The organism is Lysinibacillus sp. GW247-5R2A, from assembly GCF_059424475.1.
In genome coordinates this window covers 692,028-704,801 of record NZ_JBWKZL010000001.1, presented here as the reverse complement: position 1 = coordinate 704,801, position 12,774 = coordinate 692,028, and the positions used below count along the sequence as shown (strand labels likewise).

Annotated in this window: 13 protein-coding genes and 1 pseudogene; 10 read left to right on the top strand and 4 right to left on the bottom strand. The window is 37.4% G+C overall.

The genetic code is table 11. The features are described 5' to 3' along the window. Positions 1 to 84 precede the first annotated feature (84 nt). The 6 genes from coxB to AC07YC_RS03440 all read left to right on the top strand — a co-directional run bounded on the left by coxB (position 85) and on the right by AC07YC_RS03440 (position 5,676). Complete coding sequence (gene coxB, locus AC07YC_RS03465) at positions 85 to 1,173, top strand: cytochrome c oxidase subunit II (protein ID WP_036123730.1); 1,089 nt, start codon at positions 85 to 87, stop codon at positions 1,171 to 1,173. Positions 1,174 to 1,214: 41 nt separating this feature from the next. Continuing rightward, positions 1,215 to 3,098, top strand: coding sequence for a cytochrome c oxidase subunit I (ctaD, locus tag AC07YC_RS03460; RefSeq protein WP_336634429.1), 1,884 nt, complete (start codon positions 1,215 to 1,217; stop codon positions 3,096 to 3,098). After that, complete coding sequence (locus AC07YC_RS03455) at positions 3,098 to 3,724, top strand: cytochrome c oxidase subunit 3 (RefSeq protein ID WP_336634428.1); 627 nt, start codon at positions 3,098 to 3,100, stop codon at positions 3,722 to 3,724. Before ctaD ends, AC07YC_RS03455 begins: the two co-directional genes overlap by 1 nt. Next, positions 3,724 to 4,068 (top strand): cytochrome C oxidase subunit IV family protein, encoded by a 345-nt coding sequence (locus tag AC07YC_RS03450; RefSeq protein ID WP_012293127.1) that lies wholly within the window; start codon positions 3,724 to 3,726, stop codon positions 4,066 to 4,068. Before AC07YC_RS03455 ends, AC07YC_RS03450 begins: the two co-directional genes overlap by 1 nt. A gap of 182 nt (positions 4,069 to 4,250) precedes the next feature. Continuing rightward, positions 4,251 to 5,174 carry a cytochrome c oxidase assembly factor CtaG gene (gene ctaG, locus AC07YC_RS03445; RefSeq protein WP_008173948.1) on the top strand — a complete coding sequence of 308 codons (924 nt, stop codon included), beginning with the start codon at positions 4,251 to 4,253 and terminating at the stop codon, positions 5,172 to 5,174. 40 nt (positions 5,175 to 5,214) lie between these two features. Next, entirely contained in the window at positions 5,215 to 5,676 is a 462-nt protein-coding gene (locus AC07YC_RS03440; protein ID WP_336634427.1) for a DUF420 domain-containing protein, read from the top strand. Positions 5,677 to 5,691: 15 nt separating this feature from the next. On the opposite strand, the gene ytvI is transcribed toward AC07YC_RS03440, so the two are convergent. Further along, positions 5,692 to 6,750: a sporulation integral membrane protein YtvI gene (gene ytvI, locus AC07YC_RS03435; protein WP_225316250.1), complete on the bottom strand. Its 1,059-nt coding sequence runs from the start codon at positions 6,748 to 6,750 to the stop codon at positions 5,692 to 5,694. 151 nt (positions 6,751 to 6,901) lie between these two features. Further along, positions 6,902 to 7,303, bottom strand: a complete 402-nt coding sequence (locus AC07YC_RS03430; RefSeq protein ID WP_042737480.1) for a YugN family protein — start codon at positions 7,301 to 7,303, stop codon at positions 6,902 to 6,904. Positions 7,304 to 7,449: 146 nt separating this feature from the next. Here AC07YC_RS03430 and AC07YC_RS03425 point away from each other — a divergent pair, with 146 nt between their 5' ends. Beyond that, positions 7,450 to 8,589, top strand: coding sequence for a CAP domain-containing protein (locus AC07YC_RS03425; RefSeq protein WP_494918354.1), 1,140 nt, complete (start codon positions 7,450 to 7,452; stop codon positions 8,587 to 8,589). A 149-nt stretch (positions 8,590 to 8,738) separates the two neighbouring features. Beyond that, the gene (locus AC07YC_RS03420) at positions 8,739 to 10,208 is read left to right on the top strand and encodes a UDP-N-acetylmuramoyl-L-alanyl-D-glutamate--2,6-diaminopimelate ligase (protein WP_336634425.1); all 1,470 of its coding nucleotides are present in this window, start codon (positions 8,739 to 8,741) and stop codon (positions 10,206 to 10,208) included. Here AC07YC_RS03420 and AC07YC_RS03415 read toward each other — a convergent pair. Further along, positions 10,192 to 10,686: a PaaI family thioesterase gene (locus AC07YC_RS03415; protein WP_494918353.1), complete on the bottom strand. Its 495-nt coding sequence runs from the start codon at positions 10,684 to 10,686 to the stop codon at positions 10,192 to 10,194. The two genes, AC07YC_RS03420 and AC07YC_RS03415, sit on opposite strands and share 17 nt — an antisense overlap. A 91-nt stretch (positions 10,687 to 10,777) precedes the next feature. Between AC07YC_RS03415 and AC07YC_RS03410 the strand changes: the two genes are divergently transcribed. Both AC07YC_RS03410 and AC07YC_RS03405 read left to right on the top strand, forming a co-directional pair. Then, the gene (locus tag AC07YC_RS03410; protein WP_025113823.1) at positions 10,778 to 11,224 is read left to right on the top strand and encodes a YlbF/YmcA family competence regulator; all 447 of its coding nucleotides are present in this window, start codon (positions 10,778 to 10,780) and stop codon (positions 11,222 to 11,224) included. Between the two features lie 177 nt (positions 11,225 to 11,401). Continuing rightward, positions 11,402 to 11,491, top strand: a pseudogene (locus AC07YC_RS03405) (IS3 family transposase); the annotation flags it as partial. Positions 11,492 to 11,556: 65 nt separating this feature from the next. Here the strand turns inward: AC07YC_RS03405 and AC07YC_RS03400 are convergent. Then, the gene (locus AC07YC_RS03400; protein ID WP_336634423.1) at positions 11,557 to 12,468 is read right to left on the bottom strand and encodes a glycerophosphodiester phosphodiesterase family protein; all 912 of its coding nucleotides are present in this window, start codon (positions 12,466 to 12,468) and stop codon (positions 11,557 to 11,559) included. Positions 12,469 to 12,774: the final 306 nt, after the last annotated feature.

The following is a 12,774-nucleotide window of genomic DNA, read 5'->3' as shown; positions in this document are numbered from 1 at the left end:
TTTTTCTAAAGAATTCATATAGACAGAACTAATGTCCGATGTACACATGAAAATACAACAAAGAAAGAGGGGTTTAATTAAGCTATGATGAAAGGGCTTAAAAAATGGCGTCTTTTTTCACTTCTAGCAGTGATGATGGTTTTCCTTTCAGGTTGTGGTGAAGATTATCTTTCTACACTAAAACCATCTGGAGAAGTAGGTAAACAACAATTAAATTTATTACTGTTAACTACTGTAATTATGACGCTAGTAGTGGTAATAGTATCCGTTATTTATTTACTTGCATTCTTGAAATACCGTCGTTCACGCGTTGGTGAAAACGTTATCCCTAAGCAAGTAGAGGGTAGTCATACGTTAGAAGTGATTTGGACAGTTATACCAATTATTTTATTATTAATTATTGCTGTACCAGTTGTTACAACTACTTATAAATTTGCAGATGTTGCTGCAATGGATGAGGTAGATGAAGAGGGGAATAAAACTGCCCTAACAATCAATGTAACAGCTAAATTGTACTGGTGGGAGTTCGAATATCCTAACCAAGGTATTATAACGGCTCAAGAGCTAGTAGTACCAACAGGTGAAAAGGTTTACTTTAATCTAAAAGCTGCCGATGTTAAGCACTCATTCTGGATTCCTGCTGTAGGCGGTAAAATGGATACAAACGTAGAAAACTTAAACAAATTCTACTTAGTATTTGATAAAGAATCGAAAGATCTAAAAGATGGCGTATTTTATGGTAAATGTGCTGAATTATGTGGACCTTCACATGCTTTAATGGACTTTAAAGTAAAAGCTTTAAGCCCAGATGCATTTGACGCTTGGGTTGATGCAATGAAAGCGACAGAAGGTCAAACTGCTGACAAAGCTTCAACAGACCTTGGCGAAGCAACTTTTGCTAACAGCTGCTTAGGCTGTCATGCTATCTCTGGTTCAGGAGCAGGCGGTACACCAGGTCCAAACTTAACTACGTTTGGTGACCGTAACCGTGTTGCTGGTTTCTTAGAACACAATGAAGAAAACTTACAAGCTTGGATTAAAAATCCTGAGGAATTTAAGCCAGGTAACTTAATGATGAATGCTGAAGGTACTGCACCTATATACGGCGATTTATCTGACGAAGAAATTGAAGCTCTTGCAACTTATATCATGGGCTTATCAGTTGAAAAATAATTTTCGTTCTATGTAACAAATTTTTGAGGGAGGTAAAAGTTGTGAGCTCATACACACAGAAAAAGGGCTTTGGAGCAACTGTCTGGGATTACATTACTACTGTTGACCATAAAAAGTTAGCAGTCATGTATTTATTAGCCGGTACATTGTTCTTCGCTATCGCTGGTTTTGAAGCGTTATTAATGCGTATTCAGTTAATGAAACCAAATAACGATTTCGTGTCAGCTGGTTTTTTCAATGAATTATTAACAATGCACGGAACAACAATGTTATTCCTAGCTGCTACTCCATTACTATTCGCATTTATGAACATGCTTGTACCATTACAAATTGGTGCACGTGACGTTGCATTCCCGTTCCTTAACTCATTAGGGTTCTGGTTATTCTTCCTAGGTGCAGTATTCCTTCACCTGTCATTCTTTATGGGTGGCGCTCCTGATGCGGGCTGGACTTCTTATGCATCATTATCTTTATATTCTCCAGGACATGGTATTGACTTCTATGTGCTTGGTTTACAAATTTCAGGGGCAGGTACTTTAATTTCGGGTCTTAACTTCATTGTTACGATTATCACGATGCGTGCTCCTGGTATGACATTCATGCGTATGCCATTATTCACATGGACAGCTCTTGTATCAAGTGCATTAATTTTATTCGCATTCCCTCCATTAACAATTGGTTTATTAATGATGTTATTTGACCGTATGTTCGGTGGTAACTTCTTCGACCATACAATGGGTGGTAACACAGTTATTTGGGAACACTTATTCTGGATCTTCGGACACCCAGAAGTTTATATCTTAGTATTACCTGCGTTCGGATTATTCTCTGAGATTATCCCTGCGTTCTCTCGTAAACGTTTATTCGGATACTCTTCAATGGTATTCGCAACAATTTTAATCGGTTTCTTAGGGTTCATGGTTTGGGCCCATCACATGTTTACAGTTGGTCTTGGGCCAACAGCAAACGCTATCTTCGCTGTTGCAACAATGGCAATTGCCGTTCCAACAGGTATGAAGGTATTTAACTGGATCCTAACAATTTGGGGCGGATCTATTAAAGTTACAACGCCAATGCTTTATGCACTTGGTTTCATCCCGTCATTCGTTGCGGGTGGTGTTACAGGGGTTATGCAAGCATCTGCACCTCTTGACTACCAATTACATGATTCTTACTTTATCGTAGCTCACTTCCACTACGTAATCGTTGGTGGTATCGTGACTGCATTATTTGGTTCAGCACATTTCTACTGGCCAATTTTCTTCAACCGTATGTTAAATGAGACGCTTGGTAAAATTACTTTCTGGGTATTCTTTATCGGATTCCATTTAACGTTCTTCGTTCAACACTTCCTTGGTTTAATGGGTATGCCACGTCGTGTATTCACTTACATGGAAGGTCAAGGTTGGGATCAATTCAACTATATCTCTACAATCGGTGCATTAATGATGGGTGTAGGGGTTATCTTAATGGTAATCAACTGCTTAATGTCTATCAAAGGCAAACCAGCAGGTCGCGATCCATGGGGAGATGGACGTACATTAGAATGGTCAATTCCACAACCAATTCCATTCTACAACTTCCGTCAAACACCTCTTGTTCGTGGTTTAGATCCATGGTGGATTGAGAAACAAGAAGGCAACAAAGAAGTTACATTTGCTGAGCCACTAGGCGATATTCATATGCCAAATAACTCAGCGATACCATTCGTTATTTCATTAGGTATGTTTATTGCAGCATTCGGTGCGCTTTACAACCCTGATGCAGATAAACCTTGGTCAATCTATGTTTTAATTGCTGGTCTTGCAATTACATTTGGTGCAATGATTGTCCGTTCTGTTAAAGATGATCATGGCTTCCATTTACACAAAGAAGAAATTATTGAAATTGAAGAACAACTTTATGGCAAAGGGGGAAATAAATAATGGATTTCAATACTAAATTTACTCCTCATACTTGGCCAGATCATCCTGAACAAGCAACGCTGGAAGGTAAAAACAAAGTCGTTGGTTTCTGGATTTTCCTTGCCTGTGAAGTTGTACTTTTCGCAAGTTTATTCGCTACTTATTTAGCGCTTAAGAACAAAGGGCCAGCTGGCATGGAGTTCACAACTCAAGGGTTATTTGAATTACCATTAGCATTTGCTATGACGATGTTACTTTTAACATCTTCACTAACATCTGTTTATGCAATTTACCATATGCGTAACTTTAACTTTAAAGGGATGCAAACATGGTTAGCCATTACTTTAGCTTTAGGTCTTGGTTTCTTAGCTCTTGAAATTTATGAGTTCCAACACTATGTGCATCTTGGTTTTACATTTAACCAATCTGCATTTGCAACTGCATTCTATTCTTTAGTTGGTACACATGGTTTCCACGTAACTTTAGGGCTTGTATGGATCTCAACTTTAATGATTCGTAATGCAAAACGTGGTTTAAACTTGTACAATGCACCTAAATTCTTCGTAGCTGCTTTATATTGGCACTTTATCGACGTTGTTTGGGTATTCATCTTTACAGTAGTTTACTTGATGGGAGTGATCGGATAATGTCTTCACACGATACACCTATAGTTGCTAAATCACAGGCACAATATGAGTATGATCGTCATCATAATGCCGTTCATATGCGTAAACAAGTACTCAACTTTGCGATTATGATTTTCTTTACTTTTATCGCATTCGCAGTAGTTGCAGCTGATTTTTCTAAATACTTAATTATGCCATTCGTTTTATTATTAGCGGGTGTTCAAGTTGTACTTCAACTGTATTCTTTCATGCACTTAGAAGACAAAAAAACACACTTCGGTGGAGTTATTGGATTCTTCATGTGGATGGGAATCTTAATTGCATTTACATTCTTCTTAGCATTCTTAACAATTATTTGGTGGTAATCACCAAAAAAAGCACGTTCGTCACTTTGTACGAACGTGCTTTTTGTATTTTAAATTTTAGTGAGGGTTGCAAAAAGAAGCAAACACTGGCAAACTTAACATTTGTTCACCTTTCGTTCATTGCAGTATAGCTGTAAGCGTTTTATAATAGGAGTACTGAAGTTTAAAGGAGTGCGTTCTATATGCCACTTAGTATATTTGGTTTCCAAGCGTTATGGAGCCCATATTTAATAGGGGTTCTTGTTTTTATAACAATCGTCTATTTTTTAGTCACAGTAAAGTGGCGTCAGGATTTTAAAGAAAGCGAACCTTTAAAAAAGGGACAAGCGATTTATTTTGTATTAGCAATGATTACCATTTATATCATTAAAGGGTCTCCAGTTGATTTAATGGCTCATATTATGTTTACGATGCATATGGTTCAAATGGCTATTTTATTATTGCTAGTACCGATTTTCTTAATTAAAGGTATCCCTTGGTGGGTTTGGAAGGTTGCGATTGAAGCACCCGTTGTTAGAACTATATTTAAAGTGCTAACATTACCAGTAGTTGCAGTGTTTGTGTTTATTGGTCTATTTTCCTTCTATCACTTACCGGATGTATTAGATTATATTAAATTAAATGAAACACTACATGGTACCTATACATTTGTCTTATTTCTATCAGCTGTTTTCATGTACTGGCCTTTAATTCAAAATATGCCAGGTAAAGATCAAATGAAGCCCTTGCATAAATTAGGCTATATTATTGCCAATGCCGTTTTAATTACTCCCGCCTGTGGATTAATCATTTTTGCACCTAATGCTATGTATGAAACGTATACGAATGGCGATGCTTGGTTAAAGGCAATGGAGCTTTGTGTTCCAGCCTCTACGTTGTCGGGACTATCATTATCAGGACCTGAGCTATTTACGGATATGAAACCTGTTGCCGACCAGCAATTAGGTGGCGTCCTTATGAAAATCATTCAAGAGCTGATTTTTGGTATATTATTAGGTGCGATCTTTACAAAATGGTATCGTGCTGAACAAAAGGATCCAGATAAAATTACTGCTGATGCATTAGCTGCCCATCAAAAAAAATGGGAGAGTCAACAGCAACATTAATTATAAAATAGAAATTTACTTTGTATAAGGGGTTTTGTTAATGGAATTGCAAATTTTGCCTACTATTAGTACATCGTTTATCGTTATTAGTGCTGTACTAGTAGCAATAGGATGGGGCTTAATTATAAAAAGAAATGTAGAAGGGCATAAAAAAGTAATGCTTGCTGCAGGTGTTGCTGCACTGATCTTCTTTATTATTTATGCTTCCCGTACAGTGTTTATTGGAAATACTGCCTTTGGTGGTGGAGATCATTTAAAACCTTATTATACGTTCTTCTTGATTTTCCATATTATTTTGGCAACCTCTGGGGCCGTATTTGGGATTGTTAGTATAGTTTCAGGTCTTAAAACGAATTTAAAATTACACCGTCGTATTGGACCGATTACAAGTATTATTTGGTTCTTCGTCGCTATAACAGGTGTCCTTGTTTATTTATTATTGTATATTTTATTTGAACCAGGCGAAACAACATCGGTTATTAAAGCCATTTTAGGCATATAATAAAAATCTCCCACCTTATTTTTCAGTAGGTGGGAGGTTTTTTGTCGTTGGCTGAATTAATGAGAGAACGACTACAAAAAGTAATGGTCCAATTAAAATACCTGAAAATCCAAAAATTTTAAATCCGATAAACATCGCAATAAAGGTTGAAAGAGAAGAAAGTCCAATTTTATCACCTATTATTTTTGGCTCAATCATACGACGAACTAAAAATTGACCTACTGTTAATACAATTAACACTGCGGCGTAAATATAATCCCCAGCAAAAACTTGATAGATTGCCCATGGGACTAATAAAATAAATGAGTCAAGAAAAGGAATAAAGTCTAAGACGACAAGCAACAATGCTAATAATAAAGGAAATGGCGTTTTGAGAAAATAAAAGGCTGCGATAGCTAAAGCAAAAATACCTAATCCGACAAGCAATTGTGCTTTCAAAAATCCAAATAAGGCTAATTTTACTCGTTCACCAATAAACACAATTTTCTGATGGTAGTGGAAAGGGACGGGCATTAATATTTTTTGATTGATGGTTGGCAATTCCAAAAGCAACATATACAAGACAATCCAATAGACAAAAATATCAAATAATCGTGTAGGGATATACGTTAATAAGGCAGACCAGACATCGATATTTGTTAAGGAATGTGCAAATTTTTCAGTAGAAGCTAAAGCTCTTGCAATCATGGATTGAATTTGTGAAACTAGTTCTACAGGTAAATGATAGGTGTGGTTACTTAGTTTAGATTGCATTTGAATCCATAGTGCAGAAAGTTGATTTAAATAATCTGGAATATCAATAATAAATGATGAAAATTGTTTCCAGCTTACATAAATAATAAGCGTACATAATAATAAAGAGATACTGAGGAAGAATAAAAAAAAGATGGAAACCACTATTTTACGCTTTTTCCGAAAGCGTTTGCTCATCCGAACTATAATAGGTTCTAAAAGTAAGGCAGTTAAGTAGGCAAGTAAGATCGGCAATGATATTGAAATAAACCAGAGGAGAAAAATCCCAATCGCGATAACGATAATGGGATGACGAAAAAAAGGACGATTAAAAAATGACAACAATTTTCTCACCTACATCTTGTTCTAGATATAGGTAGTATGAGAAGAAATCTAATTTTTACTCAAAATAAAAAAGACTGGACTACCAGTCTTTTCGTAACAATGAAGCTATTTAATGCTATACTTGCTATCACTTTTCAATGAATAAAGATTAGCGTGCGTTAACAGGTTCAAAGTTATTTTTATTTGTAGGCTCGATTGAGAATTGATCTAATTCTAATTTAACCTTTTTTAAGATTTCTTCACATTTTTTCACAATATGTGCTGGGAAAACTTCATCTTCTCCATATTCAACACCATGTGGATAATAGTACTTACCAAGTGCTGGTTTCATTAATGTAAGGATGGCATCATGAGCACCAACATCACCAGAAATGGCATATGCGAAAACGCGTAGGTAATAACGACCTTCACGAGTATCGAAACGTTTATCGAATGTCATACGTTCATAATCCCAACCGCCATCACATTCTAAACCATGTTTTTTCATAATGCTGACAATTAGCTCTTGATCAGCGGTTAAATTTTCAAGGTTAGTATTTTCAAAATACATGTATAATCCTCCTTTAGGTTCTCGTACAAAGTATACGCTCATTTTTATAATAGAGCATATTCGACATTGTTGCAATGACAACATTGTGTCAACCCAATTACAATTGATATAATAACTTACAATAATGGTGATGAAAGGAGTCCTATATGAAAGCTTTATTCCGCATATTAATGATTTGTGGTGCCATCGCATTAATCGGCTTTATGTTTTTTAATACCCCTAAGGAAAATGAACCACTAGAAGGCCCAAATACCAATTCTAATATAATCCCTCAAACGGAGCTCAAACAGCCCGATATAGGAGCAATGACACGTCCACAAACGGGTATTTCAACATTAATAGGGAAAGGGACACAAACCGTTTTGGAACAATATGGAGAACCAGGAAGGAAGGAACCCTCCTCGTTTGGGTATGAATGGTGGATCTATAATAAAGATGTTTCTACCTTTTTTATGATTGGCGTTGAAAATAACGTCGTCACGCAAGTTTACATAGCAGGGCAAGATATCAATGCATTTCCTTTTAAAGTTGGGCAAAAACGAGATGAAATTTACCGCATGACGATTATTGATTATGAGGTAGCCGCCAATGTTGGTGATAATATTTACATATTCTCCATGAATGAAGAAGATATGCAAACAAGATTACTGATCAAATTTGATGGACTATACGCGCAGCTTTATATTGACCGGGAAACGAGTGAATTACAGGGGATACGATATACCAACAGTAAAACACTTGTCCTTCATCAGCCATATGAAATGAGCTATCAAGGGGAGCTTGTTAGACGTACCCCGCCTTCTTCATTTTTACAGCAGGAAATTGATAGAGCGAATGCCAAACAGCTCGATGATTTACTAAATGTAACGCGAGAGCATCATGGGTTGCCGCCTGTAGAGCTGAATGAATCATTGGAAAATACAGCGAGAATGCATAGCGAAGATATGAAGGTGCAAAATTTTTTATCACATGAATCTCCTACATATGGAGATCTTAAAAAGCGGTTACAAGCGCAGAGCATTGACTATAGCGACGCGAATGAAAATCTAGCAACTGCCTATTTTGATGCGATTGAGGCAATGCATGGCTGGACAAATTCTCCCGAACACCGGAAAGTTCTATTAAATGATAAATATTCACAAGCTGGTTCAGGCGTTTTCGTCGATTATTATACACAAATTTATATAGAACCTGCTTCACTGAAGGTGGATAATGAGGATTCAAATAATGAAGAGCCTGAAAGTGAAGAACCTGTAGAGCAAGAGAAAACCGATCAATCGCCATAACCTCATACATTTACATGAAGACAAGCATTCGCTGAATGGACTTGTCTTCATTTTTTTTGTGCTTCCAGTTGTACCAAGCGGCTTCTACATTTTTCGTCACACCGTTACAAAGGCCGTCATATGATAGAGAACTGAAAGGGGGAAGAGGCTTGCAATTAGCTGAGTTATTGAAAGACTGGCCATGTAGCGTAACGGGAGGATCGATTCGAACAGAAATTACAGGCGTAGAGGATTATGCACAGGCTGTACAATCTGGCGACATTTTTATTGTACGAAAAGGCAAAAAAACTTCAGGAAGTCGTTTTGTCAAAGAAGCATTGGCCCGTGGAGCAGCAGCAATTGTCTCGGAGGAAAGTATTTCCTTACCAATTATTGATAAAGAAATTCCTTTTGTATGGGTTCCTAATACAGCCTTATTCCTATCGTATGCAAGCGCGAAGTTAGCAGCTTTTCCAGCAGAAGCATTAAGTGTTATTGCCATAACGGGGACAAATGGAAAGACGACAGTGAGTCATTTTGTCAGTCAGCTTTTAAACGCTCTACATAAAAAAGCGGCGGTTATAGGAACAATTGGGTTTTATCTTGATGGTGAAAAGCAACAAACTTCTTACGAGGAACTTACCACACTGCAGGCGAAGGAATTGCATCCGATATTAAAACAATGTGTACGTAAAGGTGTGTCACATGTAGTGTTAGAAGCATCTTCAATGGGTTTACAGCAACATAGACTCGATCATTGTGACATTGATTGCGGCGTATTTTTAAACCTATCTGAAGATCATTTAGAGGATCATGGAGGATTAGAAGCCTATAAACGGGCAAAGAAAAGATTAGCTGATTTATCTAAAAAACTAGTATTAAATGGCGATGATAACTTTTGCCGTTCTGTTGGAATTTATGATAAGAAAAAATCCTGCTCATTTGGCTTTGATAATCACAATGATTTACATATCCAAATTGTCAGTGAAACAGTTGGCAAAACAGTGCTCTGCTTACAAACATCCGCGAGTGAGCATATTATAGAAATTCCTTTTGTAGGGAAGTACCATGTACAAAATACGGTTGCAGCATTGATGGCAGTATGGCGCTTAGGAATTCCAATGGATGATATAGTTGAACATATGTGGTCCTTAAGGCTTCCAGAAGGCAGGCTCGAGAAGATTGATAACCCAGTAGGGATTGATGTGTATGTAGATTATGCCCATACGGCTGAAGCCCTTCAAGCCGTGTTACAAACATTCGATCGCTCGAAAACGATTTATCTGGTCTTTAGTTGTGGTGGAAATCGGGATAAAGCGAAACGTTTTGCTATGGGTGCTGTAGCAAGTAAATATGCAGACGTTATTTATTTAACAACGGATAATCCTCGAGACGAAGATCCGATCATTATTAACGAAAGTATTATTGCTGGTTTTACAGAGCAACAATATTATGAAATCTATTTAGACCGTAAAGTTGCAATCCATCAAGCATTGGCGAAGGCAAAAAAAGGGGATATTGTCCTTGTTGCCGGAAAAGGGCATGAACAAACACAGCAAATTAAAAATCAAAAATTCCCTTTTTCCGATCAACAATGTATTAAGGACTATTTTACAGGTCTACTTACCGACGCTGAATAACAAAAAATGATCCTGTAGCAATGGCTAGCTTGCGCCCTGTCTCATCTTCAATATCACATTCCATTACTAGTGTTTGCCGCCCTTTATGGACAAAACGACCACGCGCAATTAATTCTTTATTCGTTGTTGTGGCAATATACGAGACATTCATATTTGTAGTTACTACATTAAATCCTTCTGGTACAGAACGGGAAGCAAGTCCCCCCATTGCCGCATCGGCTATTGTCGCAATGATGCCCCCGTGTGGCACCTTAATTGTGTTATGAATAACTGGTGTAATTGGAATACGTACCTCACTGACGTCAGACTCAAACTTGCCAACCATATGTAAGGCGGCGTTAATATAGCGACGATGAATACCTTGCTGTTTGTCTCGGAGCCCAGTTAAAAGATGTAAAAGAACTTCTTCATCTTCCTCGGTACTATCTTGTAAAATTGCCCCTAATAATAGATCGATTTTTTCTTTGGGTGTTGTCATCAATTGGAAAAACCTCTTTCATTAATAATCTCAATAATGTAAAATTACCATAAAATCTGTTATGATGGGTAAGAGATTGGGGGAATTAAAAATGATGATGACCTCTGACTGGGTATTCATTTTAGATGAGGCGGAAGCGCTTTGTGAGATGATTCTTTCCTCAGAACCAGCGATGGCGCTTCAGCAAGCGTATGATGCCGTTTATAGTGATACACAAATTGTAGAAGCTATTTACGCGTTTAATCGCATGAAAGAACAGTACGAAGATGTACAACGTTTCGGAAAATATCATCCGGACTACCATACAATTATGAAGTCGATTCGCCAACAGAAAAGGGCGCTCGACTTAAATGAAAAGGTTTCAGCTTTAAAAATTGCTGAAAACGATTTTCAGGACTTGCTTGATGAGATTAGCCTACTTGTAGGAAAAACAGTCTCTGAAGCGGTAAAAGTCCCTGTAAGCAATCCATTCTTTGCATCTGGCTCTTCTTGCGGAGGAGGATGTGGCTCGGGCGGTTCATGCTCTTGCTCAGCGTAATTTAAGATGTGTTCAAACACATCTCTACTAGACTGTACACAACTCAAAGGTAAAACTGAGTTGTGTACAGTCTTTTTCTATACAATTATTAAAGGTGGCAACATACATGAAACCATATCGGATTGCAGTCATACCAGGAGATAAATTCATGGCACATTGAACAGGAACTCAAAGACTATTCACTACTACAATCACAAACGAATGAGAGCAAAATTAAAAGACCTAAGCCCGGTGGAGTACCGAACTCAGGTCTTAGCAATTGCTTAACTAAATATGTCTAACTTTTTTTGGGCCAGATCATATTTAGAGCATTAATCCTTCTATGGACTCATTTATAAAGACTCTTGCGTTTGCAATAGCTCTACGGCTATATCTGGGCGATCTGTGATAATTCCTTTTGCGCCGTTATTAATTAATTTTTTCATTGTGTCTAAGTCATTGATTGTCCAATAATGGACAGGAATATTGAGATTATTTAAAAACTGAATAAACTTTGGGGAATCTAAAGCGATAACCCCTGATTTAGGCGGAATTTGGAATACATCTACCTTTGGATGATATAAATGTCCGAATTGACTGGAGAAGGAAGCAAATGCTTTTCTCACATCTGATTCTCCTGCACCAAGAGCTACCTGATTTTGAGCATATAAGTTAAAGCGATCTATTTGCTCCCCGTAAAAGCTTGTTACAACGACACGATCCTCTGCACCTAGTTCTTCAATTAAACGCCAAAGCTTAGAAGGCATTAGACTTCCCTCATAAGTTTCAGGGGCATCTTTAATATCAATATTGATCAACATATGTGGATACGCCTCAAGTAGCTCTCGTAATGTTACAACTTGTATTTTATCCTCACGATATGGGAAGGCTCCATCCAAATCTTCAAAATGATAGCCGTGATTTAAGGCATTGATTTCTGCCAATGTCATATCAGCTATAAGGCCATAGCCGTCTGTTGTTCGATCAACTGTATCATCGTGAAAAACAATAATTTCTTCGTCTTTTGTTAAACGTACGTCTATTTCAAATCCATCAACGCCTAACTGCGCTGCTTTGTCAAAGGCGATCATAGTATGTTCAGGTGCTAAATGAGCTCCGCCTCGGTGTGCAAGAATGATTGTGCGATCAAATTGTAATGCTTGTTTACCTTCACGTTGCTGTGGTTTAGAAATAGCTTTACTACCTGCCCAAGCTGCCGCACTTGCAGCTGCGATTGCAATTGCTATTTTCGTTTTCTTCCCCATATTCGTCCTCCTTAACAATTTTTTTACCTATTAAAGTAAATGGTGAATTCATTGTGTAATAACTAGCTCCCACATCCGTCCGAGAGCTTTATAAAACTAGTAATTAGTTAAAGTGAATGATGATTCTTTCATGCTTCCTATGATGGAGGTATGAGGCATTATCATCCTTCAGCAAAATGTACATTCATTCCGTGGAAAAATAATCATGTAAGCTATTTAAAACAACTGATTCGAATTCCTACGATGTTTAACGTAGTATGCTTTTCCATTATAACGGAAAATCGAGTGTTCTGTCAGCTAAACTCT